This is a genomic window from Sphingomonas sp. (genome assembly GCF_013812825.1).
Classification (GTDB): Bacteria; Pseudomonadota; Alphaproteobacteria; order Sphingomonadales; family Sphingomonadaceae; genus Sphingomicrobium.
The window spans coordinates 1-25,847 of record NZ_JACCSU010000062.1; the positions used below are offsets into that span (position 1 = coordinate 1).

The 25,847-nt window shown below is 64.5% G+C and carries 29 protein-coding genes and 1 tRNA gene; 19 read left to right on the forward strand and 11 right to left on the reverse strand.

The window, feature by feature from the left end; genetic code table 11:
- Positions 1-9 precede the first annotated feature (9 nt).
- A complete protein-coding gene (gene hflX, locus H0T81_RS07985) occupies positions 10-1,281 on the forward strand; it encodes a GTPase HflX (protein WP_294011684.1) in 1,272 nt (423 codons plus the stop codon).
- Here the strand turns inward: hflX and mazG are convergent.
- From mazG to H0T81_RS08030, 9 genes are all read right to left on the reverse strand, one after another.
- Positions 1,260-2,018 (reverse strand): nucleoside triphosphate pyrophosphohydrolase, encoded by a 759-nt coding sequence (mazG, locus tag H0T81_RS07990; RefSeq protein WP_294011637.1) that lies wholly within the window; start codon positions 2,016-2,018, stop codon positions 1,260-1,262. The genes hflX and mazG overlap by 22 nt on opposite strands.
- A 103-nt stretch (positions 2,019-2,121) precedes the next feature.
- Positions 2,122-2,709, reverse strand: a complete 588-nt coding sequence (locus H0T81_RS07995; RefSeq protein ID WP_294011639.1) for a TIGR02281 family clan AA aspartic protease — start codon at positions 2,707-2,709, stop codon at positions 2,122-2,124.
- 16 nt (positions 2,710-2,725) lie between these two features.
- Positions 2,726-3,490 carry an MBL fold metallo-hydrolase gene (locus H0T81_RS08000; RefSeq protein WP_294011641.1) on the reverse strand — a complete coding sequence of 255 codons (765 nt, stop codon included), beginning with the start codon at positions 3,488-3,490 and terminating at the stop codon, positions 2,726-2,728.
- Positions 3,487-4,278 carry a TatD family hydrolase gene (locus H0T81_RS08005; RefSeq protein WP_294011643.1) on the reverse strand — a complete coding sequence of 264 codons (792 nt, stop codon included), beginning with the start codon at positions 4,276-4,278 and terminating at the stop codon, positions 3,487-3,489. The genes H0T81_RS08000 and H0T81_RS08005 overlap by 4 nt, the downstream gene beginning before the upstream one ends.
- The gene (metG, locus tag H0T81_RS08010) at positions 4,275-5,780 is read right to left on the reverse strand and encodes a methionine--tRNA ligase (protein WP_294011645.1); all 1,506 of its coding nucleotides are present in this window, start codon (positions 5,778-5,780) and stop codon (positions 4,275-4,277) included. Before metG ends, H0T81_RS08005 begins: the two co-directional genes overlap by 4 nt.
- A gap of 51 nt (positions 5,781-5,831) precedes the next feature.
- Positions 5,832-6,809 (reverse strand): DNA polymerase III subunit delta', encoded by a 978-nt coding sequence (locus H0T81_RS08015; protein ID WP_294011647.1) that lies wholly within the window; start codon positions 6,807-6,809, stop codon positions 5,832-5,834.
- The gene (tmk, locus tag H0T81_RS08020) at positions 6,806-7,432 is read right to left on the reverse strand and encodes a dTMP kinase (RefSeq protein ID WP_294011649.1); all 627 of its coding nucleotides are present in this window, start codon (positions 7,430-7,432) and stop codon (positions 6,806-6,808) included. The genes H0T81_RS08015 and tmk overlap by 4 nt, the downstream gene beginning before the upstream one ends.
- 8 nt (positions 7,433-7,440) lie before the next feature.
- Positions 7,441-8,613, reverse strand: coding sequence for a D-alanyl-D-alanine carboxypeptidase family protein (locus H0T81_RS08025; RefSeq protein ID WP_294011651.1), 1,173 nt, complete (start codon positions 8,611-8,613; stop codon positions 7,441-7,443).
- 41 nt (positions 8,614-8,654) lie between these two features.
- On the reverse strand, positions 8,655-9,770 hold the full coding sequence (locus tag H0T81_RS08030) for a lytic transglycosylase domain-containing protein (RefSeq protein WP_294011653.1): 1,116 nt from the start codon (positions 9,768-9,770) through the stop codon (positions 8,655-8,657).
- 314 nt (positions 9,771-10,084) lie between these two features.
- Between H0T81_RS08030 and H0T81_RS08035 the strand changes: the two genes are divergently transcribed.
- The 12 genes from H0T81_RS08035 (at position 10,085) to H0T81_RS08090 (ending at position 16,999) form a co-directional block, all read left to right on the forward strand.
- A tRNA-Ser gene (locus H0T81_RS08035) sits at positions 10,085-10,174 on the forward strand.
- A 189-nt stretch (positions 10,175-10,363) separates the two neighbouring features.
- Positions 10,364-11,626 (forward strand): integrase arm-type DNA-binding domain-containing protein, encoded by a 1,263-nt coding sequence (locus H0T81_RS08040; protein WP_294011655.1) that lies wholly within the window; start codon positions 10,364-10,366, stop codon positions 11,624-11,626.
- The gene (locus tag H0T81_RS08045; protein WP_294011657.1) at positions 11,623-12,087 is read left to right on the forward strand and encodes a hypothetical protein; all 465 of its coding nucleotides are present in this window, start codon (positions 11,623-11,625) and stop codon (positions 12,085-12,087) included. The genes H0T81_RS08040 and H0T81_RS08045 overlap by 4 nt, the downstream gene beginning before the upstream one ends.
- 89 nt (positions 12,088-12,176) lie before the next feature.
- On the forward strand, positions 12,177-12,392 hold the full coding sequence (locus tag H0T81_RS08050; RefSeq protein ID WP_294011659.1) for an AlpA family phage regulatory protein: 216 nt from the start codon (positions 12,177-12,179) through the stop codon (positions 12,390-12,392).
- The gene (locus tag H0T81_RS08055; protein ID WP_294011661.1) at positions 12,392-12,628 is read left to right on the forward strand and encodes a hypothetical protein; all 237 of its coding nucleotides are present in this window, start codon (positions 12,392-12,394) and stop codon (positions 12,626-12,628) included. The genes H0T81_RS08050 and H0T81_RS08055 overlap by 1 nt, the downstream gene beginning before the upstream one ends.
- A gap of 57 nt (positions 12,629-12,685) precedes the next feature.
- Positions 12,686-13,144, forward strand: coding sequence for a hypothetical protein (locus H0T81_RS08060; protein WP_294011663.1), 459 nt, complete (start codon positions 12,686-12,688; stop codon positions 13,142-13,144).
- A gap of 55 nt (positions 13,145-13,199) precedes the next feature.
- Positions 13,200-13,808: a hypothetical protein gene (locus tag H0T81_RS08065; RefSeq protein ID WP_294011665.1), complete on the forward strand. Its 609-nt coding sequence runs from the start codon at positions 13,200-13,202 to the stop codon at positions 13,806-13,808.
- Positions 13,805-15,328, forward strand: coding sequence for an AAA family ATPase (locus tag H0T81_RS08070; RefSeq protein ID WP_294011667.1), 1,524 nt, complete (start codon positions 13,805-13,807; stop codon positions 15,326-15,328). The genes H0T81_RS08065 and H0T81_RS08070 overlap by 4 nt, the downstream gene beginning before the upstream one ends.
- 258 nt (positions 15,329-15,586) lie before the next feature.
- A complete protein-coding gene (locus H0T81_RS08075; protein WP_294011669.1) occupies positions 15,587-15,952 on the forward strand; it encodes a hypothetical protein in 366 nt (121 codons plus the stop codon).
- Between the two features lie 90 nt (positions 15,953-16,042).
- On the forward strand, positions 16,043-16,555 hold the full coding sequence (locus H0T81_RS08080) for a hypothetical protein (protein ID WP_294011671.1): 513 nt from the start codon (positions 16,043-16,045) through the stop codon (positions 16,553-16,555).
- A complete protein-coding gene (locus H0T81_RS08085; RefSeq protein ID WP_294011673.1) occupies positions 16,545-16,796 on the forward strand; it encodes a hypothetical protein in 252 nt (83 codons plus the stop codon). Before H0T81_RS08080 ends, H0T81_RS08085 begins: the two co-directional genes overlap by 11 nt.
- Complete coding sequence (locus H0T81_RS08090) at positions 16,793-16,999, forward strand: hypothetical protein (RefSeq protein ID WP_294011675.1); 207 nt, start codon at positions 16,793-16,795, stop codon at positions 16,997-16,999. Before H0T81_RS08085 ends, H0T81_RS08090 begins: the two co-directional genes overlap by 4 nt.
- 419 nt (positions 17,000-17,418) lie before the next feature.
- On the opposite strand, the gene H0T81_RS08095 is transcribed toward H0T81_RS08090, so the two are convergent.
- Entirely contained in the window at positions 17,419-18,126 is a 708-nt protein-coding gene (locus H0T81_RS08095) for a DUF4145 domain-containing protein (protein WP_294011685.1), read from the reverse strand.
- 195 nt (positions 18,127-18,321) lie between these two features.
- Here H0T81_RS08095 and H0T81_RS08100 point away from each other — a divergent pair, with 195 nt between their 5' ends.
- The 4 genes from H0T81_RS08100 to H0T81_RS08115 all read left to right on the forward strand — a co-directional run bounded on the left by H0T81_RS08100 (position 18,322) and on the right by H0T81_RS08115 (position 21,862).
- The gene (locus H0T81_RS08100; RefSeq protein WP_294011677.1) at positions 18,322-19,482 is read left to right on the forward strand and encodes a phage major capsid protein; all 1,161 of its coding nucleotides are present in this window, start codon (positions 18,322-18,324) and stop codon (positions 19,480-19,482) included.
- Positions 19,482-19,751, forward strand: a complete 270-nt coding sequence (locus H0T81_RS08105) for a hypothetical protein (protein ID WP_294011678.1) — start codon at positions 19,482-19,484, stop codon at positions 19,749-19,751. The genes H0T81_RS08100 and H0T81_RS08105 overlap by 1 nt, the downstream gene beginning before the upstream one ends.
- A gap of 92 nt (positions 19,752-19,843) precedes the next feature.
- Positions 19,844-20,665: a hypothetical protein gene (locus H0T81_RS08110; RefSeq protein ID WP_294011679.1), complete on the forward strand. Its 822-nt coding sequence runs from the start codon at positions 19,844-19,846 to the stop codon at positions 20,663-20,665.
- Between the two features lie 648 nt (positions 20,666-21,313).
- The gene (locus H0T81_RS08115; RefSeq protein ID WP_294011680.1) at positions 21,314-21,862 is read left to right on the forward strand and encodes a PilZ domain-containing protein; all 549 of its coding nucleotides are present in this window, start codon (positions 21,314-21,316) and stop codon (positions 21,860-21,862) included.
- A 7-nt stretch (positions 21,863-21,869) separates the two neighbouring features.
- Here H0T81_RS08115 and H0T81_RS08120 read toward each other — a convergent pair whose 3' ends face one another.
- Positions 21,870-23,069, reverse strand: coding sequence for a hypothetical protein (locus H0T81_RS08120; protein WP_294011681.1), 1,200 nt, complete (start codon positions 23,067-23,069; stop codon positions 21,870-21,872).
- Between the two features lie 278 nt (positions 23,070-23,347).
- Here H0T81_RS08120 and H0T81_RS08125 point away from each other — a divergent pair, with 278 nt between their 5' ends.
- Both H0T81_RS08125 and H0T81_RS08130 read left to right on the forward strand, forming a co-directional pair.
- A complete protein-coding gene (locus H0T81_RS08125) occupies positions 23,348-25,483 on the forward strand; it encodes a hypothetical protein (RefSeq protein ID WP_294011682.1) in 2,136 nt (711 codons plus the stop codon).
- Positions 25,484-25,568: 85 nt separating this feature from the next.
- A partial coding sequence (locus tag H0T81_RS08130; RefSeq protein ID WP_294011683.1) for an acyl-CoA dehydrogenase family protein occupies positions 25,569-25,847 on the forward strand: 279 nt, incomplete at its 3' end.

A 25,847-nucleotide genomic window follows, 5' to 3' on the forward strand; every position in this document is an offset into this window, starting at 1 on the left:
GTGCTGGTCGTGCCCGAGCGCACCGGCCGCGAGCGCCCAAGGAGCGGCGAGCCCGCCGCCTCGCGCCGGTCGGCCGAGGCGCGGCTCGAGGAGGCGCGAGGCCTCGCCGAGGCGATCGGCATAAGGATCGTTGCCCGCCGCTCGTACCGGCTGCGCTCGGTCCGCCCGGCGACGCTGCTTGGCAAGGGCCAGGTCGAGGAGATCGCCGAGCTGGTCCGCGAGCAGGACGCCGGGCTGCTGGTCGTCGATGCCGCACTGACTCCGGTCCAGCAGAAATCGCTCGAGGAAGAGGCCGGCGCCAAGGTCATCGACCGCACCGGGCTGATCCTCGAGATCTTCGGCGAGCGCGCCATGACGTCGGAGGGCCGGCTGCAGGTCGAGCTCGCGCATCTCGACTACCAGGCCGGCCGCTTGGTGCGCAGCTGGACCCACCTCGAGCGACAGCGCGGCGGCTTCGGCTTCCTCGGCGGTCCCGGCGAGACCCAGATCGAGGCCGACCGGCGGCTGATCCGCGAGCGCATGGCGCGGATCCGGCGCGAGCTCGAGCAGGTCAAGCGCACCCGAACGCTCCACCGCGGCCGGCGCCAGCGCGCGCCGTGGCCGGTGGTCGCCCTGGTGGGCTATACCAACGCCGGAAAATCGACGCTTTTCAATCGCCTGACAGGTGAAGCGGTGTTCGCCGAGGACCTTCTGTTCGCGACTCTCGACCCGACCATGCGCGAAATCAAAATCCCGGGCTTCGACAAGGCGATCCTGTCGGACACCGTCGGCTTCGTCTCCGACCTGCCGACCGAGCTGGTCGCGGCGTTCCGGGCGACGCTCGAGGAGGTCGCCTCGGCCGATCTTTTGGTCCACGTGCGCGACATGGCGCACCCCGACCGCGAGGCGCAGCGCGGCGACGTCGAGGACATCCTGGTCTCGCTGGGCCTAGGCGAGGAGGGGCCGCCGCGGCTCGAGGCGTGGAACAAGCTCGACCTGCTCGGCCCCGACGAGCGCCAGGCGCTGCTCAACGAAGCGGGGCGCCGCGAGGACGTCGTGCCGATCTCGGCGCTCACCGGCTGGGGCCTTCAGGACTTGCAGACACGCATTGGCGAGACGCTTCGCAAGGACGACCAGGTGGTCGAGATTCGCATCCGGGCGATGGACGGGGGCAAGATCGCCTGGCTTCACGCCCGCGGCGAGGTCCTCGACCAGCAAGTCGGCGACGACGGAGCGATCCACATGTCGGTGCGCCTGTCGAGCGACAATTGGGCCCGCTTTCAGGCGCTCGAGCCGGCCTGATCCGCCTTTGCGGCCGCTTTAGCTCTGGCCCACAGCTCCTCCATTTCGTCGAGCGGAAGGGCGCTGAAACCCGGCGTCTTCTCGATTGCCCGGAACCGTGCCTCGAACTTTCGGTTGGCTTTGCGCAAAGCCTCTTCGGCGTCGATGTTGAGATGCCGTGCGAGGTTGACCAGAGCAAACAGCAGGTCGCCCAGCTCCTCTTCGCGGGCGCCGGGATCGCTCTCGGCGTCCAGTTCGGCGAGTTCCTCGTCGATCTTGGCCCGCGGTCCGGCGGCATCGGGCCAGTCGAAGCCGGTCCGAGCCGCCCGGCGCTGCAGCTTCTGCGCCCGCTCGAGCGCCGGCAGCGCCTGCGCGACCCCGGCCAGGGCGCTCTCGTCGGGTTTGTGCTGGCGCTCGGACGCCTTGATCGCCTCCCAGCCGGGAGTCTCGGCCGCTCCGCCGAACAGGTGCGGATGGCGCCGCTCGAGCTTGTCGCAGATCGCCCCGAGCACGTCGTCCAAGCCAAAATGCCCGGCTTCCTCCGCCATTTGCGAGTGGAACACGACCTGAAGCTGCAGGTCGCCCAACTCGTCGGCAAGCGCTTCCATGTCGCCGCGGGCGATCGCGTCGGCGACCTCATAGGCTTCCTCGATGGTGTAGGGGGCAATGGTCGCGAAGCTTTGCCTGCGGTCCCATTCGCAGCCGCTGACCGGATCGCGCAGCCGGCGCATGATCGCCACAAGCCGCTCCAGAGTCATCGGCTAAGCCTTTGAGGGCGCAGATGAAATTCGGCTCGAGGCCAGCCCTCCCGCGGCTTTGCCGAAAGTCTGATAATATGTATTATGTAAAATTCAGGAGACATCAGGGGACCAGAACCAGCCATCGGCCCTCGACCCCCCACCGCCGCAGCGACGACAGGAAATTCATCCCCAGCACGTTGAGTTCGGCATTGTCGGCGACGTGCATGCCGATGTCGCGCCGCTCGATCGGCCCGATGGCCAGGCGCTCGGCCCGCCCGCTCGATACCCGGATCAGGCCGTTGCCGGTGCGGACGATCTGGTCGGGCCGGGCGCTGACCTGGACTCTGGCCTGCTCGGCGGTGTCGCGTCCGATGGTCGTCATCGTCGCTCCGCTGTCGACCAGGAACTTGACTGGGACGCCGTTCAATTCGCCGCTGATCCAGAAATGGCCGTCGATCGCCATCGGGATCCGGATTTCCTGCCCCTGGGCCACCGGCTCGCCGGTAGCTTCGGCGCGCAACCGCTGGAGAACCCAGCCGAAATCGTCCCGGAATGTGAACAGAACGAAGCCCGCGGCGAAGATCGCGATCCAGGCGAGCGCCATGGTCAGCAGCTTCGCGGCCGGCTCGCGCCGAGTGATCAGCGCGCCCACGACGAGCATCATCGCCATCAGGATGTAGACTCCGCCGAACATCAAATCGTTGGTCATCACGCCTCAATCGTCCTCAAAGGGCAACTTCCAGCCCGTCGTGCGCCGGCGCCGCCCAATCGGGCAGCTCGCTCACCAGGGTCGCATAATCGAGGCTGTTGCCCATGTGGGTCAGATAGACCTGGCCGACGTTGAGGTCGCGAGCCCAGCCGAGCACCGCATCGAGACAGGCGTGGGTCGGGTGCGGCCGGCGCATCAGGCAGTCGCAGATCCACACGTCCGTGCCTTGGTAAAGATTAGCCATTTCATCGGTTAGATCATTGAAATCTATAGAATAAACGAACGAGCGGTCGCCTTCCTCGATGCGCATGCCGAGCGATGTAATGCCGCCGTGCGGCTGATCAACGAAGCGCAGCACCGCGTCGCCCCACTCCAGTTCCTGGTCGAGCGCCACCGGCTCGACCACCGGCGGGTAGATCCCGGCCTGCGCGAACGCATAGGCGAAGCGGACCTGGAGCCGCTCGAGGTCGTGCCGGCGCGCGTGCAGCGGCACCGGCCGGCCCAGGACCTGCGCCAGCGGCCGCAAATCGTCGATTCCGTGGCAATGGTCGGCGTGGTCATGGGTGACGATCAGGGCGTCGATCCGGCCGACTCCGCCGTCGAGCAGCTGCTGGCGAAGGTCGGGCCCGCAATCGACCAGCAAGGACTCGCCGGCGCTGTCGAGCAGCACCGACGAGCGTGTCCGCCGATTGCGCGGCTCGTCCGGATCGCACTGGCCCCACTGGTTGCCGATCTTCGGCACTCCGGTCGAGGTGCCGCACCCGAGGATCCGGATTTTCACTCTGCCCGCTTCTCGGCAGCCCGGCCGAACAGCCGGAAGAAATTGCCGGTCGTCGCCTCGGCGAGCTCGCCGGGCTCCTCGCCCCGCAGCTCGGCGAGGAACGCGGCGGTGTCGGCGACGAACGCCGGCTCGCAGGGCCGGCCGCGGTGCGGGACCGGGGCGAGGAACGGCGAATCGGTCTCGACCAGCAGCCGGTCGAGCGGGATCTGCCTGGCGGTGTCCTGCAGGTCGCGGGCGTTCTTGAAAGTGACGATCCCGCTCATCGACACGTAGAATCCGAAATCGAGCGCCTTTCGGGCGAACTCGAGGCTGCCGGTGAAGCAGTGCAGCACTCCGCTGACTCCGCCCTTGCCGGTCGCCGCGCCAAGGATCTCGGCGGTGTCCTGCTCGGCGTCGCGGGTGTGGACGATGAGCGGCAGGCCGGTCGCCCGAGCCGCCTCGATATGCGCTTCGAACCGCTCGCGCTGGGCCGGGCGAGCGCTGTTGTCGTAATGATAGTCGAGCCCGCACTCGCCGATCGCGACCACCTTGGCGTGGTGCGACCCTTCGACCAGCGCCGCGGCGCCGAGGTCCGGGTGGGCGTCGGCCTCGTGCGGGTGGACCCCGACGCTCGCCCAGACGTCACCGTGGCGCTCGGCGGTGGCGAGGATGTCCCCCCACTCCGATTGCCGGGTCGCGATGTTGAGGAAACCCGCCACTCCCCTCGCCCGAGCGCTGTCAAGCGCTTCGGCCTGCCGCTCGACGAGGCCCGGGTAATTGAGGTGGCAGTGGCTGTCGATCAGCCTCATGAGACGTCCGTCACTGGCGCCTCGTCGAGCTCGAGGCGCGGGAAGATCGGCTGGGGCTGGGCGATCGGTCCGTCGGTGCGGACGAAATCGACCAGCTTGCGCGCCGAATCCGGAATCACCGGCTCGACCGCCTCGGCGAGCAGCAAGATCGCCTCGACCAGCGTGCCCAGAACTTCCGCCATCCGCCCCGGATCGCTCTTGCGCAGCGCCCAGGGCGCGGCGGCGTCGACATAGGCGTTGCAGGCGAACACCGCCCCCATCCACGCTTCGAGACCCGAAGCGAACGCAAAGCGCCCGAACTCGGCCGGCACATCCTGCTCGCAGGATCGGCGCACCAGATCGAGCAGCGCGACGTCCTCGGCAGCTTTGCCCGCCGTCGGAACCACCCCGTCCAAATTCTTGAAAACCATCGACAAGGTGCGCTGCGCCAGATTGCCGAAGCTGTTGGCGAGCTCGGCGTTGACCCGGTTGACGACCGCTTCCGGGCTATAGCTTCCGTCCTGCCCGAACGGCACCTCGCGCAGCAGGAAATAGCGCAGTGCGTCAACTCCGAACCGCTCCGCCAGAGCGAACGGGTCGACGACGTTGCCGATGCTCTTCGACATCTTCTCGCCGCTGCTCAGCAGAAAGCCGTGGCCGTAGACCATTTTCGGCAGCTCGATCCCCGCCGACATCAGGAAGGCGGGCCAATAGACAGCGTGGAAGCGCACGACATCCTTGCCGATCAGGTGGACGTCGGCCGGCCAGTAGCGCTCGAACAGCTCGGTCTCGTCGGGATAGCCCAGGCCGGTGATGTAATTGGTCAGAGCGTCGAGCCACACGTACATCACGTGGCCGGGGCTGCCCGGCGCCGGCACCCCCCAGTCAAAGCTGGTGCGCGAGATCGACAGGTCGGAAAGGCCGCCCTCGACAAAGCGCAGCACCTCGTTGCGGCGGCTTTCGGGCCGGATGAACCGCGGATTGGCGGCGTAATGGTCGAGCAGCTTTTGCTGATAGGCCGACAGCTTGAAGAACCAGCTTTCCTCGGCGGTCCATTCGACCGGCGAGCCCTGCGGCGAGAGTTTCTCGTCGCCCTGCCCGGCGCTGAGCTCGCTCTCGTCGTAAAAAGCCTCGTCGCGCACCGAATACCAGCCTTCGTAGCGGCCGAGGTACAGGTCTCCCCGCTCCTCCATCGCCGTCCAGATCGCCTGGCTGGCGCGGTGATGGTCGGGTTCGGAAGTGCGGATGAAGCGGTCGTAGCTGACGTTAAGGACGTCGCACATCTCCTGGAAGATGGACGACATTTTCTGCGCATATTCGCGCGGCTCCTGACTTTCCGAGCGCGCCGCCTGGGCCATCTTCAAGCCATGCTCGTCGGTGCCGGTCTGGAAGCGCACGTCGCGGCCCTGCGAGCGCTGGAAGCGGGCGATGACATCACCGGCGATCGCCTCGTAAGCGTGGCCGATGTGCGGCGGGCCGTTGGGGTAACTGATCGCGGTCGTGATGTAGAAGGGGTCCGCCATTGCGAAGGCGGCCCTACCCGCCCCCGAACGACCCTTCAAGGAACCTGGCCTTCAAGGAACAGGCCGCGGCGCGACCGAAGCCAGTATCCCGCCCAACTGGAACACCGTCGACGCGGGGTCGAGCGAAACGCGCGGTGCGAGCACAGCGAGCTCTCGGGAGCGCGCATAGGCGTCGAGCGCTCGGCCGAGCTGAGGCCCCTCGAGCCCACGCGCCTGCCGGGCGATCAGCGACGGCACCAGCTCGAGGAACGCCGCGTAGCGCTCGCCGGCGCCTCGGCGGCCGAGCTCGATCGCCAGGTCCGACCGCCGCGCATTGGTCGGGTCGCCCTCGCGCAGGATGCGGGTCGCCGCTTCCTCGAGCTTGGCGAGGTCGAGCGCCGCGAACGCAAGCGCCCGGCCGACCGACCCTCCGGCCCGAGCGACGATCCGCGAGCGCTCCGCTTCCTTGAGCGAGGGCAGCTGGACCTCGAGAAGTGACGTCATGGCGTCATCGGCCAGCGGCCGGAAGTCGAGCCTCCGGCAGCGCGACCGGATGGTCGGCAGAAGCCGCCCCGGAGCGTGGCTGACCAGCAGGAACAGGCAGTTGGCCGGCGGCTCCTCGAGCATCTTGAGGAGCGCGTTGCCGCCTGACGCTTCCAGTTCATCGACGGTATCGATTACCGCGACCCGCCACTCTGACATCGCAGGACTCATCTCGAACAGTTCAGCGAGCCCCCGTATTTGGTCGACAAGGATGTTCTTGAAGAGGACGCCCGGCTTTTTCGGGTTTTCGATTCGCTCGAGCCAGCGCATGTCGGGATGGCTGCCGGCCGCGACCAGCTTGGCGATCGGATGCTCCTCGGGCGTCTCGAGCCCCGGCAGCTCGACGAGCGGTCCGGCGGCATCGGCGAGCACGCGAGTCGCCGCAAGGCGCGCGAAATGCGCCTTTCCCACGCCGCGCGGCCCGGCGAGCAGCCAAGCATGGTGGAGCGTCCCTGCAGCCCGAGCGCCTTTGAACTGCGCGACCGCCTTTTCGTGGCCGGCGATCATGGCAGCAGGTCCGCGATTTCGCCCAGCAGGCGCTCGGTCACTTCTCCCGGCTCCCCCGAGGCGTCGACGATGCGCACTCGTGCCGCTTCCTCGGCGGCGATCTGCCGGAAGGCGAGGTCGACCTTTTGATGATAGCCTTCCGGACGGCCGCCGATGCGGTCGCTCTCCTGATTGTCGCGAGCGCGGGCCCGGGCGCCGCCTTCGGCAAGCGCAAGCACCAGCGTGCGGTCGGGAAACCAGTCCTTGATCCCGAAGGCGTTGATCGCCCGAACCGCTTCAGTGCCCAGGCCGCGCGCTCCGCCCTGGTAGGCCAGCGAACTGTCGACGAAGCGGTCGGACAGGACCCACTTTCCAGCTTCGATCGCCGGGCGGATCACCTTGTCGACATGGTCGGCTCGAGCGGCCGCGAACAATAGCGCCTCGGCCTGCGCTCCCCAGCGGTCCTCGTCGCCGGTCAGCAGGAGCTCGCGGATCTTCTCGGCGCCTTCGCTTCCGCCCGGCTCGCGGGTTTCGACCACCTCGAGGCCGCGCTCGCGCAGCGCCGCTGCGAGCGCCCGGACCTGCGTCGACTTGCCGACCCCTTCCCCGCCTTCGAGGCTGATGAAGCGCCCCCTTGCCGCCACTCCGGCGCTCACGCCATCCCGACGAGCTGCTTGAAGCCGAGCCACATGCGGCCGAAGAAACCCGCCTCGTCGATCTCCTCGCCGGCGACCAGCGGCACCGATTGCGGCGGCGTGTCGCCGGTCAGGATGACCAGGTCGGCGACATGCTGGCCCTTGGCGATCGGCGCCTTGACCGGCCCCTGATAGCGGATCTTGAGCTTCGTCTGGCTGCTCGCCAGGCCGGCCGGAATCGTGACCGCCAGATTGCGCGGGGCGACCAGGTCGAGCTCGCTGTCGTCGCCAAGCTGGACCCGGGCGGTCCCGACCTTCGCTCCTGCCGGGTACAAGGGCTTGGCGGTCCAGGCGTTGAAGCCCCAGCTCATCAGCCGGACCGATTCCTCGACTCGCTGATTCCAGCTCGACAGCCTCGAGACGACCATCACCAGCCGCCGACCGTTTTGCTCGGCCGACCCGGTGAAACCGTAGCCGGCTTCGTCGGTGTGCCCGGTCTTGAGCCCGTCGGCACCCGGGATTTTCCCGAGAATCGGGTTGCGGTTGCCCTGGGTGATCGCCTGCCCCGACCCCAGGGTCTTGCCCCAGGTGAAGCTCGGCTGGCCGTAGAATTGCTTGTAGAGCTTGGGATGGCGCTCGATGGACGCTCGCGCCAGCGTCGCCAGGTCGCGGGCGGTGACGTAGGTGCGTCCCTCGTCGGGCCATCCGGTGGTGTTGCCGAACCGGCTGTTGGTCATTCCAAGCTTCTGCGCGAGCATGTTCATCTGGCCGACATAGGCCTGCTCGGTTCCGGCCACGCACTCGGCGAGAACGACCGATGCATCGTTGCCCGACAATGTGACGATGCCGTGGAGCAGGTTCCGGACGCTGACCTGCTCATTGACCGACAGGAACATGGTCGAGCCGGCCGAATGCCACTGCCGCCAGGTTTCGGGCCGAACGGTGCACATCTTCTCGATCGGCAGCCGGCCGCTGTCGATCAGCTCGAACGCCAGCTCGGTGGTCATCATCTTGGCCATCGACGCCGGCGGGAAGCGCTGGTCGGCGTTCTTGGCGAGCAGCTCGGCCCCCGACGAAAGGTCCAGAAGATAGGCGACCGGGGCGGCGGTCTCATACGGCGGCGCCTTGGCGGGCGCGGCGGTGGCGAGCGCGAAAGCGGCGGTTGCGGCGAACAGCAATGGACGAGTCATGGGCCCCGTCTATCGCCCGAAGCTAGGTTGCGCGAGGGCCTTCAGCGCCTGGCGATCGCATCCGCCAGCAGCCCGACCGAAAGCGCATAATAATTGGAGCAATTATAGTCGAGGATTGCCCGGTAGTTGGCGGTCAGCAGATAGGCCCGCGCTCCCGGCCCGTCCGGCTCGAGCAGCGTCGCCATTTCGTTTTCGGCGAGTGTCCGACCGAGCGGCACCACTCCAAGCGCGCGCCACTCGCGCATCGACAGCCAGCGGCTGTGGCGCTTGTGCACGGTGGCGCAGCGCGGCGCATTGAGAGTGCTTCGAATCGCATAACGGTTGATGGTCTGGGGCACATGCGCCGCGATTCCCCACGGCACTCCAGGCTTCCACCCCGCATCGCGCAGATAATTGGCGATCGACGCCAATCCGTCGACCTCGTTCGACCAGATGTTGGCATAGCCGTCGCCGTCGCCGTCGACCCGCAGACGCAGAGCGGCGGTCGGCATGAACTGGGGATAGCCGGTGGCTCCGGCATAGCTGCCTCGGAGGCGGGCGCGCGATACGCCGTTGTCGAGGAGCTTCAGCGCCGCCAGGAACTCGGTCTCGAACATCTGCCGCCGGCGCCCTTCGTAGGCGAGGCTCGCGAGGGCTTCGAGAAGGTCGAAGCTGCCGGTGATCGAGCCGTAGCTGGTCTCATGGCCGTAGATTGCCATCAGCACCGCCGGGTCGACGCCGTAGCGGTTCTGGATCTGGTAGAGATGCGGCCAGTGCTGCGAATAACGGCTCTGCCCGCGCGAGATCAGCACCGGGGTGACGTGCCGCTGCCGATAAGGAGCGAAAGGCGCCATGAAGTTGGATGTCCGCGGGCGCGGCTGCTGCGCCCGGTCGAGCTCGATCGCCCGGTAGTTGAGCTGCAGGTACGGGACGGTCGCCTGGATGGTTGCCTCGCGCACGCCCTCGCGTCGCGCCTTGCCGATCAGATACTGCTTGTAGGCGGCAAAGCCGGTCGGAGCGGCATAGGTCTGGGTCGGGTAAACCGTCTGCGACGCAGGCGTCAGGACCACCGGGCGCGCGGGCGCCGGCTGGGCCTGGGCAAGCTGCGGCGCCGGACGCATCGCCCGCGGATCGACCTGCGCGCTGGCGGGGCCGAAGGCCACGGCTGCAAGCCCCACCAATGTCCAGCCGCACAATGAACGCAACTCCGGCCTCCGTCCTTGCCAAATCCTAGACAAATCAACCCATCGCGCGCCAGTCGGGTTCACCGTGCGCCTGGCACGGCCCGCCCCTTGCGCGGCACGCAACAGGCACGATACGGGCCAACAGCTGAACGAAGCATGGGTGGCCGACGGCCGCCGATGGAGAGGTGGCCGAGTGGTTTAAGCGCGCGGCGACTGCTCTGCCGGGGGCAGAGCACAAAGCCGTGCGGTCTTGAAAACCGAGCCGAAGGCTTTTCTTACGCCATCGTGGTTGTATTCCCGCCGGGGCTGGAGAGGTGGCCGAGTGGTTTAAGGCAGCGGTCTTGAAAACCGCCGTGGGTGCAAGCCCACCGTGGGTTCGAATCCCACCCTCTCCGCCAGCAACTCAATTCCGATGAGCCGCGATTAACGCCTATTGAGGCGTTAAAATCGAGACCGTTCAAACGGATAGGTTGGACTTAACGGTCCCGATGGGTTCGGTTGGGTTCGAGAAATCTGTTTACGTTTTTGTCCGAATCAGGGAAATATCAGGGATGGCTCCCGACCCATTGAGGAGCTAGGAGACTGATATGCGCCTGACGAAGAAAGACATTGAGCGCGCCAACAAGCGGCGGCGATACAGCGACGGGCGCGGCCTGTTCCTGTCAGTGAGCGCCAACGGGCGCAAGACATGGTCGTTCTGCTACCGCTTCCCTGATCCGAGCCGCGACACGGTGGTGAATGGCAAGCCGAAGAAAGGCTATCGGGAGCGCGAGATAAGCCTGGGGTCGATCGACTTCATGCCGATCGACGATGCCCGCGACCGAGCGGTCGAGCTTCGCCGTTTGGTCAGGCAGGGCACCGATCCAATGGAAGAGCGCGACCGCGACACCCGGCATGTGATTCGTCAGCGCCGCGATGGATCCACGTTCCAGCAAGTGGCCGAACGCTACATCGATATGAAAAAGGCGGAATGGGACGCGGGCGGCAAAAGTGAACAGTCGTGGCGCGGCTCCCTCTCGAAGCACGTCTATCCGGTGATTGGCGACACTCCTGTGGAGCGCATCGACCGGGCCGACATCATCGATCTCCTCATGCCGATCTGGACGAAGGTGCCCGTGACGGCCACGCGCCTCCTACCGCGCCTCGACCTGATCTTTGAGTATGCCGCCAGCGAAGGCCTGAGGACTGGGAACAATCCGGCTGACCGCGACAGTCTCCGCAAGTCCCTCCCGAAGGCGAGCAAGGTCCACAAGCCGAAGCGCCACAAGGCGATGACGTATGACGAAGTGCCGGAGTTCGTCGCCGCGTTGCGGAAGCGCGACGGCGTGGCGCCGAAGGCTCTTGAGTTCCTGATTCTCACGGCGCTCCGGACCTCTGAGGTCATCGGTGCAACTTGGGAGGAGTTTGACGAGGCGGGCGTCTGGACGATCCCGGCGCATCGCATGAAGATCAAGCGCACCGGCACCGGGGAAGAGCGCATGGCCCACCGCGTGCCTCTGTCAAAGAGGGCGCTGGCGATCCTCGACACCCTCCCCCGCGAGGACGGCAACCCACATGTCTTCATCTCGCGCACAAAGGGCGGAAGCGGCTTGAGCAATATGGCGATGCTCGATCTGCTGAAGAATGACATGGGCTATGCCGGCAAGGCGACCGTGCACGGCTTCCGCTCCGCGTTCCGCACGTGGGCGGCGGAGGCGACCAGCTACCCAGATCAGTTGGCCGAGTTCGCGTTGGCCCACTATGATGACGACGACACCGTTGCGGCCTACCGACGCACTGACCTGTTCGAGAAGCGCAAGCCGCTCATGGCGGATTGGGCCGCGTTCGTGGAGAGCAAGGCGAGCGCATGACTGGCAGCGAAATCGCATGGCCGCCGCGCGATGCTGAAGAGAAGGAGCGTCTGATCTGCTTCATTCTCGATGAGCTGGAACGCATCGACGTGACTCAGCCGACTGTCTCCGAAGGGACCAGCTTGTTCATGCGGCTAATCGACGCTTGGGAACGCCGGGACGCTCGACAAGCCCCCGCCGCACCGGCCCGCAAGCGGGGGAGACCTCCTACCGATCCGCTTGATCGCCTTCCTGGCATTGCCGAGTTCATAGCGGTCGATGCCGAGCGTGTCCGTGGCCTATTCCGCAAGCATTGGGGCAAGAGCAACTACACGCATCCGCTGATCCCCAGCGTTCCCGAAATTGTCATTCGTCGGTGGCAGGAAACGGCGCAGGAACATGGGCTAGTGCTTACACTTGAAATTGTCACTCGGCTGGCGAAGCGCAACAAGTCCAAACAGCGGCGGCTCGTGGATCGCTGACCGCCGCTCGATTTTTGGGCGCAATCTCCTTGCTTCCGTTTGGAGCCGATTGGTCCCTTTAGGTTCCCCGTCACAGACGGAGGATACCAATGACCACGAGTAACAAACCCCCTCCCATCGTCATTCGACCGCGCGACTGGATGCGCGAGCTTGGCGTCGGGAAGCACGGCCTCGCCATTCTCATCCGGGAGCACGGCCACCCCAAGCCCTTCCCGCTCGGCAAGCGAAGCAGCGGCTTCGATCGGGCAGAGTGCGAAGCGTGGCTTGAGAGCCGCAAAGCGCAACGCCAGCAAGTCGCCGCATAATGGTCGAGGAACCGCCGCCGTATCGCGGCCCGTTCGTCGTGATCGAGCCGGAGCCGCGCGGGCGCTACCGCGTGTCGATCGATCCGCTCACCGGGTTGGACCTCTCACGCACCTTCGCCACGAAAGACGAGGGGTGGTCCTATGCCCGCGATCTTTGGTCCATCTTCCGACTGCCGCTTCGCGACCTGACCGATAGCAACACGGCGCGCGAGCCGATCACCGGCTTCCGAAAATAATCGTGTTCGCTCTGAATCGCTCGCCGACGAAAAAAGTCGGAAGAAGGAGATGACCTAATGTTGATGACACTCGCGAAGGCTTGCGAAGGCATCGCGGCCTATGACCTGAAAAAGCTCAGTGACGACCGCACGATCCTCCGGCGCGAAACTGGCGAGGATTTCATCACGCCGCCCGAACTTGGACGGCTCAACCTCGACCTCGACGATGCCGCCGCCGTATGCGGATATGCCGACCTGAGGCGCGCCGGTTATCCGGTAAAGCTCGCCGGGACCATTATGAGCCGCGTCCGCACCGCGATGCGCGAATATCCGGAAGCCGATCAGCTCACCACAGTCCTGCTCGACAACGGCTTCACCTTCACCCTACCGTCGGCTTCGCTCGACCTCGCATCCGGGTTCAACTCGGGGCGCTATGTCGTCGCCGCCACTCTCATTGATGTCCGCAACGTCCGCGAGCGCGTCCAGCGGGTAATTGAGGCTTATGAGCCGGGGATCGGGGTCGAAGATGCCGCCTGATAAGCAAGCGCCCGCCTCCGGGGAAGAGGCGAGCGCAGCGCTAGAAAGGGGTGCCATGAACAACCCGGAGGCGAGCGATCGCCCTGAGGCGGTTCAAAGACAACAAGACATTCATCGACTGCTGGCGACGATCGGCGGGCCGGTCCAGTTCGTGTCGATCGTTCCGCGCGGCAATGGCGACGGCCCGGTATGGGTTGCGACCTTCGAGCTAGGCGATCCGGCAGCCGTAGCATGGGTTGCGCGCAACGATGCCGAAGGCCGCGCATCCTACTATTCGCTGAGCATAGTTCGCGACGGCCTCAACAAGAAGGCGACTAAGGCAGACATTGTCGCCGCGCGCGGGCTGTTCGTGGACATCGACCCGCCGAAGAACGGCGCGGCTTTTGACAAGGCTTCGGCGCTCGAAAACCTGCGCAGCTTACCGATGCCGCCGAGCTTCATCGTGGACAGCGGCGGCGGGCTTCAACCGATATGGCTGTTTGACACGCCAGAACCGAACCTCACATTGGTAGAAGGGGTCAACCGACGCCTTGCCGAAATGACGGCGGGCGATCACTGCTTCAACATCGACCGGCTGTTGCGCGTCCCCGGATCGCTCAACACTCCCGACGCTAAGAAGGCAGCAGCGGGCCGTGTCCCGGTGCGCGCGAGTTTCGTCGCATGACCGAGCCGCGCTACTCCTTAGCGGCGCTGGCAGAGGCATATCCGCCGCTGGACGCCACAGCCGATCGGCCAGAAGTCGAGATAGGCGACTACACGCTGCTCACCGCCGACGATCTAGGGCTGGGTCCGCACGATCCGATCCGCGTGATGATCGACAGGCCGCAAGGCGACGATCGCTCCAAGGACGCCTATTGGTGCGCGCTCGACATGCTCCGGGCCGGATATTCGGAAGAGCAAATTGTCGGCGTGCTAATGAACCCGGACAACGCCGTGTCCGGCCATGTCCTCGACAACGAACGCCCATTACGGGCCGCCACCCGGTCCCTCGAAGCGGCGAAACGGACGCTGGCCAGAAATGGCCAGGGAGAGCCTGAGGGCCGTGGTGCAGGGTCTAACGCTGGCGAAGCCTCTGGCACCGCTCAGCGGCCAGCGCTGCCACTTCTCGACCCAGCCGAATGGGCGGGGAAGGATGTTCCGCCGCGCGAGTGGTCCATCAACGGCTTGTTCCTCGCCAACTCTCTGGCCGCGCTCACCGGGCCGGGCGCAGCGGGCAAGTCGCTCTTGATGCAGCAGGCGGCAACCGCCGTCGCCGCCGGAGCGCGCTTCCTCGGCATGAACACCGTGCAGGGCAACGCCGCCTACATCACCGCCGAAGACGACACGCGCGAGCTACATGAACGGCAAGTCTCGATCTGCACAACGCTCGGCATCGACCTGACGAACCTAAGCGGACGGCTTCATCTCGCTTCGCTAATCGAGCTGGCCGACAAAGCGCTTGTTCGCGCCGGTCGCAACGATCGGCTGCTGGCGTCCGAACTGTTTGCCGCTCTCCGGCAAGTGATCGAGGACCACGGACTAAAGTTTCTGGCGCTCGACAACGCCGGTCACTTCTATGGCGCCGACGAAAACGTGCGGTCGCATGTCGTCGCGTTCCTCGGGCTGCTCAGCAAGCTGGCGCTCGAAACCGGCTGTTCGATCGTCCTCATCTCGCATCCGAACAAGAGCGGTTCGACCTATTCCGGTGTCACGGCCTGGCAGAACCAAGTGCGGGTGCAGGCTCATCTCCAGAAGCCTGAAAACGAACAGGACTCAAATGTCCGGGAGCTACGGCTTGAGAAGGCGAACTATGCGCCACCGGGTGAGCCTATCCGAATGCTCTGGCACCACGGCGCTTTTACGCTCGAAGATGAGGTGCCCGCCGACGACGCTTCGCGGACCAGCGCCTTGCGGCTCCGACAGAATGAAATCTTCTACGCCTGCCTAGCGGCGGTGACGGCGCGTCAGCAATCGGCGTCGGCGGGCAATAGCTCTCCATATTATGCGCCACGCTTGTTCGCGCCGATGACAGAAGCGCTGGGCATGACCGTGGAGGATTTCGAGCGGACGATGCACCGCTTGCTCAGTGCCGGCGCGATCGAAACCGGGCCGCTTCCGTTCAATCGCCCGAGCAGCCGGAACAAGGCTGAAGGACTGAGGCGCACGGGCCGCAGGCAGGAGGACGATAATGAGCCTCCGATGTGAGCCGATCGGCGCACCTAACCTCGGTTCCGGCGCACCTAGCCTCCGGCGCGAGCGCACCGAACCGAGGGCTAAGTCACTGAAATCACAGCACCTAGCCTCTCCGCAGCTAACCGCACCTAGCCGCACCTTGCCTACCGCTAAGTCACTGAAATTCCAGCACCTAGCCGCAACGCAGCTACCCCTCCCCCTAAAGGGGGAAAGGAAGGCCCGGCTGGAGGCCGTCCTTCCCTTTCTTGTTTTCAACCGAGGAGATCAGTGATGCACATCGTCGCCAAAGAGCCGTTCGATCCGAAGAAGCACCCTGCGGTTGCCCAAGCCGATCAGTCTATCCGGGCTTTCGGGATTGAGTTCCATTCGAGATACGGCGTGCTCGCTGAGTATCGGATGATGATTACAGCCGTCGAGACATGGATGCCTCGCGGGCTGTTCTGGCACATCGAGAAGATATTCTTCGATTCAAAAAGCGGCAGCATGATGGTGACGCTCAAGGAGCGGGACTGTGATCTTGCCGAGCGCGCCCAGCAAATAGCCCACATCCTCAAGCTGCATCTCGGGGACGCCTGCGCCTCTGTGTTCGTCGAGGATCATCTTGAGCAGATCATCGCGGAGGGCCGGGGGGCATGAAAGTTAAAGATGCCACGTCTTCCAGACCGGCGGCGGCCGACGGCTTTAAAACAAAGGTCTCTTTTTGCAACCGAACCGGAGGACATGAACATGGGCGATGACCCGAAGAAGCCGCGCCGTCCGCGCGTGGACAGCACTGCCGGGGTCGCGGCGGCAATTGTCGCGGGTGGCAAGAAGATCACCATTCCCGCAGGCACCCAGTTAGATGCCAAGGAACGGCGGGTCTTTGCGGAGCTTTCAGAAGAGTTCAGCAAGAGCGAATTGACGGCGCACAAGATCAGGCTTCTCGTCATGCTCGCCAAGGACTTGGTTGCGCTCGACCGCGAGCAGTTGACCCTAAGCCACGAAGGCTTCGCTCTGACCAATAGCCACGGCAACCGGGTCTCAAATCCACGCGTGAAAGTCTGCTCCAGCCTGACTAGCCAGATACTCGCAATGCGGCGATCCCTCGGCATCCACACGCGGGCGCAAGAAGGCGGCAGCAATCAGAAAGCGGCCAACCGTCGCGCCCACAACAAGGCCAATGAGGCGAGGCGTGACGGCCACGACGACAACCTGATCGTCTTCCCGCAGCCGAACCGGGAGGATGATGATGACTCATGACGAAGAGGCCTGCTCCGTGCAGGTGATCGAGTTCTGCCGCACTCACTTCCGGAAGCTCGGCGCTGAACAGTTCGCAGCCAAGCTCGGCGCGCGGCCCGAGGACATCGCCATAGCGGCTTGCTACTCGGCGTTTGACTTGGCGGCAGTGCACAAAGGCGATCCCATTGCCGGGATCGAGTTCGCGCGCACAGCTCTGGACGTGATTGAGCGGAGCCTTCTCGCCGGGGAAACAACCCAGTGACCGCGCTCGACAAGCTCCGGGCCGCTCCTCCGGAGGTCCGGGAAGCCGCGCTCGCGCTCATGGACGAGCTCACAGCGCCGATGCATCCGCGCCAAATCGAGAAGGCGTTGTGTCGGGCCGGAATGTCGCGCTCGAAGGCTCGCCCAATCGTCAACGTGCTCAAACATCTCCCGATCGTGGCGATCGGCGCGGGAAAGCCGTGACCACTTGGCCTCGTGCCTTGGTCGGCCCGGTGCGGTGCATGGCGCGCCCTCGCCGCCCGGACGCCGAAGCAGACGCTGTCCGCGAAGCCGCCGCGTTGCTGAGTCCGGACATTCAGCTCCGAAGTGCGAAAGCTGTCAGCCATGCGATTGCTCAACGCGTGGTAGCCGCCATGATTAAGGACATCGAGGCTGATCCGCTCGATCTCGCGTTAGCCGCCATTGAGCGAAATTTGCTCCACTCCCCTATCGAACGGCTTGCCACTTGTCCGGAAGTGAACACCGCCGCTGAGTTTGTGGAACGGCAAGTGGAACGTCTCAGAGCACGGTGCGGACGATATTTGAGTGAGAGTGAGCAAAAGGCTGAAAGGCTGGCACTTATGCATGAAGTGGCCGCCCGTCTGGCGTCGCGTTATGCGCGCCTACTCCGAAGGTGACCTTTTCCCGTCTCTCTTCTCAATCTGGTCAAGCGCGCCTTGAGGGAGATCGCCGTACACAGCATCTATGGCCTTCGGCTGGCTAATCATGATGTCCGCAATTAGGTTCAAGAAGCCGAACAGTTTTTCGGCCGTTTCCCGATTATCGCGGAGGTCCAATTCACCGGGGTGGACCGCATTGTTACCAGTGATCCGGACGATATCGAGTGCCTTCTGAACCCTTGGATCCAGCCCCTTCTTCACTAACGATCCAATGTCTGTGTTTAGGTTCTCACCGGGTTCGCCCAAGAACACACAGAGCTTTTGAAGCGCGAGGCGGAGCAATGCCGCCGCCGCTCTTGGAGATGCATCCAGAACTTGGCCTGCTTCATAGTAGTCCGCCGCTATTTCTTCCGGCAGGTCCGGGTTTGCTGGTGGAGCCTCGCTAGCTCTCGGCCAGATGATGGAATCACCCAACCAGATCGCGACCTTTCCGCAGTTGTAGCATTCAGACACATCAACGTTCGTCAAATCGAGGGACGATCTCTCATGTTTGTCCCCGATAGACGGCAATCCGGATGCCACCCTGTCAATGTACTCATCGAGGCCGTCCGCAATTTCCTCGGAAGGCGTGTCTACCCTGATACTCCGCTTGAACTCCTCTGCATCAGGAAATCTCACGGGCAAGGTGTTGTTCTCTGATTTAAAACTCACCAAGCCGCTGCGCCAATACTGCGTCGTTAGCGCGCCACAATGAGGGCATGAAAAAGCCGTTAGGCTTACTGATGGTGTGACTGTCTTTGCCATTGCCGCAGCATTCCCGCGTAAAGAAAGTTTGTCGAGTGTGCGGAAACTAGTTTTCGGCACAACCGAAGCGCCGATCCTCCGCCTAGACCAATGGAGGATCACATGACAGTTCACTTCCCGCGCGCCCTCGCCCACAGCGGCTTTCGCGTCTTTGCGGAGCAAAAGCCGGAGGAGCTTTTCCGCCAGCTTCGCGACGGCATCAACGAGTTCAAAAGCACGCACAACGAACGCCTCGACAACATCGAAGCGGCGGTCAATGCTCTCGGCGGTAATGCGCTCCCGCTCGGAATCACCGCTTCCTTCGGGAGCGGCGGGCGATCGTGGGGCGATCAGGTTGTCAATTCCGAGGGGCTGACGGCGCTCCGGAATGCGGCAGGCAAGGCTCGCGCTCAGATCGAGCTTACGCCACAGGCCGCGATCACCAGCGTCGGCACGAGCGGAGGCCCGCTGTTCGCTCCCGATCGCGTCGGCGATGTGCCGCTGGCCCGGCGTCGGCTCACCGTCCGCGCCTTGCTCGGCTCCGGCAGGACTGACTCCAACATGGTCGAGTATCCGCGTCAGACGACACGCGACAATCAGGCCGCGACCGTCGCAGAAGGCGCGCTCAAGCCGGAGAGCAACCTCGCTTGGGAACTTAAGCAGGCGAAGGTCGCGACGATCGCTCACTGGGTGGGAGCCTCACGGCAGGCGCTCGACGACGCGGGCCAGCTTCGCACTCTAGTCGATGGCGAGCTTCGCTATGGGCTGGCGCTCAAAGAAGAGTCACAATTGCTACTGGGCGACGGTGTGGGGACTAATGTCCTTGGGCTGATTCCACAGGCGACGGCTTATGACGCGACGGGGCAGGCGGCGGGTGCCAGCAAGTTCGACGTTCTGCTTCGCGGCGTGGCGCAGGCGGAAGCCGCTGACCTCCCGGCGACTGGCGTTGTCGTCAACTCCGCCGACTGGTTCCGCTTGCAGGGGCTTAAGGACACCCAGGGTCGCTACATCGGCTCCGGGCCTCTCGGCTCCGTCATGCCTTCGGCGTGGGGGCTTGACGTCGTTCCTTCCAACTCAATGCCAGCCGGGAAATTCCTTGTCGGGAACTTCGCCAACAGCGCCACAATCTATGACCGGCAACAGCCGGTGGTCCTCCTCTCGACCGAGGACCGCGACAACTTCATCAGAAATATGGTCACGATCCTTTGCGAGGAGCGGATCGCGCTGGCCGTGCGCCGTCCGGAGGCGCTGATCTATGGCGATTATGCGGCGGCGGCGGGTTAATGGCTGAGCGGGTCGAAACTGCCCTAGTGCGGGGTGAGCCGGTCCCGGAGAGCGCCTTCGATCGGGCACTGATCGGCTCACCTTCGCTCGTCACTCTCAAGCACGATACGGAAGGAAAGACGATGAAGGTTCGCATCATCCGCGCCTGCGGCGAATGGCTCGAAGGCGACGAGCCGGAGGTCAACGCCGATTATGGCAAGCAGCTGATCGAGAACGGGTTGGCCGAAGAAGTCCGCGCCGCGTCTAAGAAGGCCGGCACGAAAAGCTAATCGCACCGTCTACGCGGGCGGCGATCCATAGCCCGCCCTCTTCCCAAAGCGCAGCCCTCCGCTATCATGTCGAGAAACGGGGGGCCGTCATAATGTTCATAATAATTGTCGTTGCATTGCTCTTTGGCATTTGGCGTTATCGCTCTGCCAAATATTTTATGTGGGTGGCGATCACCTTTGTCTGGATGTTCGTAAGCACCTTGCTGCTCAACGGCGGCGGCACCCTCGAAGACCCTAGTGGCGACGGCTTCATTACTCATCAGGTTCGGGTCGCTGCGAATGACGGCCCCATGATGGGCCTGTTCGCCATCTTCATTGTCGTCTTCTTGTGGGGCGGCATCATCTACTTTCTCAATCGAGCGCGCAAAGCAGGCAAAGCGCTTCAAGCGGCGAACGAGGCCGCTCTGGACCATCCCGATTACGTAGAACAAGAAGACGCTGACACAGGTCGAAAGCTGCTGGAGACGGTCGGGCTTCTCCTTGCCGCCGCCGCTTGGTTCTATTTCAATTTCACGGCTCTCATGTCAGCCCGCAATGCACCAGCTACAGTGGCGTCAGCGCCGACGGCACAAGCGCCAGCGCAGCCGACCATTGAACAGGAGGTCATGGGAGTAGCTGCGGAAATAAACGCCGGCACTCCTCGCCAACTCGATGCGGACACAGTGCTTGAACGCGCCACGGCGTCCGGGCGAACGCTGACGTATCACCACAAGCTGAAAGGGAGAGCGACCGATCGGGAGGAGCTTCGTAGCTTCATCTTGCGCACGGTCGTTCCGAAAGTTTGCACCGGCGAACTCCGGCCCAGCATGAAGCAGCATGGCGTGTCCTACGCCTACAGTTACACAGCATCGGACCTTGATGAGCCGGTGGCGATCACCGTCGACGAGAAGATGTGTGAGGGACTTGAGCCGTAATCAACCGATGCTGAACCGCGAAGACGACCGCATCAGATCGTCGTTCAGACGCTACGCATAGCACTTCTCTGCTCGCGCCTGAACGACGATAGCGTGGGCATGTTGCCGCCATCTGAAGCGTAATTGGTTATATTTGAGAGACCCTACTTCCGCCTGCTCCTCCTGCTCGGCTAGATATTGGACTGCCCGCTCGCATTTGGTGACCGCAGCTCTTGCAACGTCATCCGGCGAATCTGAGCCCTTCGCTAACCTAGCGGCCCATTGTTCGATACAAGCGGTCGTTGTCTGTCTCTGATCACTCACGCCCGCTGGCGGATAGACCGCGAGGTTGAGGCAATCTTGACCGCCATCCTGACTGCACGCTGCAATCAACAGAGCACCACTGAGGATGAGTGTTTTCATTGAGAAGAAGTAACAGACCATGACACGCTATCAAGTCGTTGACGTCCAGCTTGGGTCGAAGCGGACATTTGGCGTCAGGGAAAAATCAGGGATCGGGCAAAGGGCTGACCAGCCGACGCTCATGCCTTTCAATGCCTTAGACGATCCGCAATCGGACACCCTCTCCGCCAATTCCTCGACAGGCGGCTCAACAACGATTTGTTCACGACTCCTCGATCATCACAAGGTCGGGGGTGACGCTCGACCATGAGTGAGTCCGCGCAACGACACAATCAGCCCGAGCGCCGGCGGTCCGACCGCACGGCGCTGCGACTCGGCGCGACGATCCGCGAGGCGAACCGCGGCCGGGTCGAGGCGCGGCTGATCGACATTTCGACCCACGGCTGCCGGGTGGAAGCGATTTCAGGCGCCTCGCCCGATGCCTGGCTGTGGTTGAACATCGCCGGGCTGGAGACCCAATATTGCCGTGTCGTCTGGCACTGCGACGAATTCGTCGGCCTCGAGTTCGAGACGCCGCTGGCCGAGGCCGTCCTCGACCGCCTGTTGCAAGACAATCAACAGCTGTCCGAGGCCGCGATCCGCGAATTGCGCGACATCGCCGTTCGAACGCATCGGCTGGCGACGACCCAGGCGGACGCCGACATTCAGCGGCTTGCGGAGCTGTCCAATCGCTGCGCGATCGAGGCAGTGGTCGGCGGCTTTCGGCTCGGCGAGGCCGACCGCGCCGGCTCGGGCAAGCCAACGCTGTCTGACGGAGCCGCGCCGGCGGCGGCACCCCTCCCCGTCCGTCGCTAAACGGAGACTATTCGACCCGGGCCTGACCGGTGAGGATGGCTGCAATCCCGCCTTCGGCCTGGATTCGCTCGGCAAGCGAGCCGCGCGGCAGGTTCATCCGCAGCGCCCAGGCCATCACTGCTTCGAGCTCGGCGATCGTCTGGTCGTCGCACAGGCCGTCGAAGGCGAGCCGGACGACCGGCGCCATCGGCGAGCGAAGCTGGATTTTCAGCCCCTTGGTTTCGACCAGCTTGAGATATTCCTCGGCGCTGTCCTCGGCATCGAGCGCAAAGTCATAGGCGGCGCTCAAGCCCTCGCGGAGCGCGGCCTCGCTCTGCAGCCTCGCGACCCGGGCCTCGTCGGCCTTGGCGCGGACTTCCTCCAGCCTGCTGTGCATGGGATTCTCCGATCTTCCAGTGTCTTCGTCCGGTTCGGTCTCGCCGACCGTTTCTTGCTCGGCAGCCGTTTCCTGCTCCGCGACCGTCGCGGCCGGCTCCAGCTCCAGATTGACCACGTTTCCGAAAAAGCCGTCGACGCCAGCGAAGGGGTCGAAGCCCTTCGTAGACGGAGCGGCCGTTTCCGAAGCGACCGGAGGCGGTTCGGTTGCGGCGGGCTCCGGCGCCGGCTCGGCCGCGTCCGGGACGCTTTCGTCGGTGGGCTCAACCGCGTCCAGCACGGGCTCGGGCGCCTCTTCCACGGCATTCGCGATAGGTTCCGGCATCTCTTCGATATCGTCGGCGGCGCTTTCGTGCGCCTCTTCCGCTTCGCTCGGGCCGCTTTCCGACGTCACGAAGCCATAGACATAGTCGACCCACGGACCTGTGGAGCTGAACGGCAGCAGAGTGACTCGGCAGCGCGCCGGTCCGGCTTCGGTCTCGAACTCGTCTTCGAACGCCAAGGCGTCCCTCGAAATCGCGACGATTGCGAGCTTGCTGGCGATGCACGACAACAGCGACGAGCGCGGAGCCTCGGCAACTCGCTCCACCTGGATCTCGGCCTTGAGCGTTTCCCCGACGTGGCGGATTTCCGCGTCTTCGCCGCCGCCGATGAGCTCGAGCAGGATGCTGCATGGCCCGGCATCGGAGATCTGCAGCGGGTCGAGCTCGCGAATCGACGGGAATTCGCGAGTTCCGCGAATCGCCAGCCAGTAATCGTAGACCGCCGAATGCCGGCTCCGCTCCTGATCGCCGATGGTCTTGAACGAGCTGAACAGGGCTTCGGATGCCATCGCCTGTTCGTCAGCCTGAATACCTGTCTCCGGCGCCCCCATCTTCCCCTCCGCTCCTTGTCGAAACGGTTCTGCGCCGGTCCTTCTTACAAAAAGGTTTAATCGCCGGCGGCGCCCTTTCCGCCGCCATGCCGGCGCTTCGCGGCCCCTTCCCGGCCGCTCGCCGGTTCCCGGCGGCCATTGGCGGAATCGTTTGTCGATTGGTCGAAGCCGGCTGGATTTCCACGCGCAGTGAGCCTACTGTATTAATACGGCAATACAGGAGAAGCGCGATGCGGATGACGAAATTACATGCATCGGCGGCCTTGCTGGCGCTGATCTCTTCGACCGCCGCCAATGCCCAGTCGACGACGCCGGGCGACCAGCCCGCTCCGGCGCCGGCGCAAGGCACGCGCACCACGTCCTACGACGCCGCCTTCTTTGCCCAATATGCGCCGCGCACCGCGCTCGACATCGCCCGGCGCGTGCCCGGCTTCAACCTCGATCTTGGCAACACCGACACGCGCGGCTTTGCCGGCGCCGCGGGCAACGTCGTCATCAACGGAGCCCGGCCGAGCTCCAAGGCCGAGACCCTCGAAACCACTCTCGCCCGGATCCCGGCGCGCAGCGTCGTCCGGGTCGAGATCGGCCCCGGCGACCTCTACGGCGCCGAATATTCGGGCAAAAGCCAGGTGCTCAACGTGATCCTGTCGGCGGAAGGTGGGTTCGACGGCAACGTCACCGTCGCGGCGCGGCGGATCTACACGGGTCACGTCACTCCGACCGGCTCGGCTTCGGCGATGATCAAGCGCGGCGCCTCGACGATCAATCTGTCGGGCGGCACCGACCACAGCTTCAACTGGGAGGAAGGCAGCGACACCCTGACCAACCTCGTCACCGGAGCCCAGCTCGAGCACCGGCGCAAGTTCAACAGCTACCGCGAATTCAATCCCTATGTGTCGGGCAGCTGGGCGCTCGAGCACGCCCAGGATCGCGCCGTTCGGTTGAACGCGCGGTGGGCGGCGGGGCGCTTCGACCTGGAGCAGAGGAACCGAGTGACTCCGGTCGGCGATCCGCAGCGCGACGACAGCCTGTTCCAGGACTATGACAACCCGGTGTTCGAAATCGGCGGCGACGTCACCCGGCCGCTGGCCGGCGGTGCGATCAAGCTGGTCGGCCTCGCAACCCGCCGCAAGCGCAACAATTTCGATACCTACATTCAGCGCAGCGGACTGCTCGATGACGGCGCGGTGGTCGTCGGTGGATTCGAGCAGACCCAGAAGGCAAAGCGCGGCGAGACCATCGGCCGCTTGAGCTGGACGCGCCAGGACCTCGCCGGCTTTTCGTTCGAGACCGGCGGCGAGGCGGTCCTCAACACGCTCGACAGCGCGGTCGATTTCTTCCTCCTCGACGACCAAGGCGAGCGCGTTCGAATCGACCTGCCCGTCGATCATGCAACGGTGAAGGAAAAGCGCGCCGAGGCGTTCGTCAACGTCGGCCGCTCGCTGTCGCCGGCGCTCAGGGTCGATGCCGGCCTCACCTACGAGTTTTCAAAGCTCAGCGTGCGCGGCGACACGACCGCCGACCGCACCCTCAAATTCCTCAAACCCAAGGCGACCATCGACTGGAAGCCGGGCGGCGGCTGGCACACCCAATTCTCCGTCGGCCGGACCGTCGCCCAGCTCGACTTTTTCGACTTCATCAGCGTCGCCGAGCTGTCCAGCGACCGGGTCAATGCCGGCAACGCCAATTTGCTGCCGCAGCGCGCGTGGGAGTTCCGTTTCACGGTGGACCGGCCGATCCTCGGCGAGGGCCTCGTCAAGCTCGACCTCGGCCACGACCGAATCAGCCTGCTCCAGGACCGGATCCTGATCTTCGACGAGGCCGGCCAGGGATTCGACGCTCCAGGCAACATCGGCACCGGCAAGCGCAGCTTCGCGAGGCTGAACGTCGATGCGCCCCTCGGCAGCCTGTGGAGTGGCCTGAGGGTCAAGGCCAATGCAACCATCCAGCGAACTCGCGTCGAGGACCCGATCAGCGGCGAGATGCGCAACTTCAGCGGCTACTACCCGGATTGGGAATGGAACGCCGAGGCCCGGCGCGACTCCGGCGCTTTCTCCTACGGCTTCGTGATCGCCAATCGCGACCGCTTCACCTTCTTCCGAACCAATGAGTTCGACACCAATTACAACGGCGGGCCGTACGGCACCGCGTTCATCGAATATCGCCCGAACCCGCGCACCGCGATCACCCTGGACGTCGACAATGCGCTCAACACCAGCGGCCATCGCCTTCGGCGGCTGTTCATCCCCAACCGGGCCGACACGGATCTATCCTTCCGCGAGCTGCGCGAGCGCAACCGCCACCCCGATTTCGGCCTGACCATCAAGCGCAGCTTCGGCGGCGCCTCGGCAGTGGCGCCCCCCGCCCAATAAGCGCCCGGGGCCAGTGATCGAGCGGGGTGGCGCGCGCCGCCCCCCGCCGCTAAGGACGCCCGCGACTTCATCAACCGGCTGGAACATGCGCGTGGGCGAGCCTGCAATCCTTTCGTTCGACTGGTCCGACCCGTTCGACCTCGACCATCAGCTCAGCGAGGAAGAGCGGATGGTCCGCGACACCGCCGAGGGCTACGCGCAGGAAAAGCTGCAGCCGCGGGTCACCGACGCTTATCTCGAAGAGCATTTCGACCGCTCGATCCTGAGTGAGATGGGCGAGCTCGGGATGCTCGGAGCGACCATCCCGCATGAATATGGCGGCGCCGGGCTCGGCTACGTCAGCTACGGCCTGATCGCTCGCGCG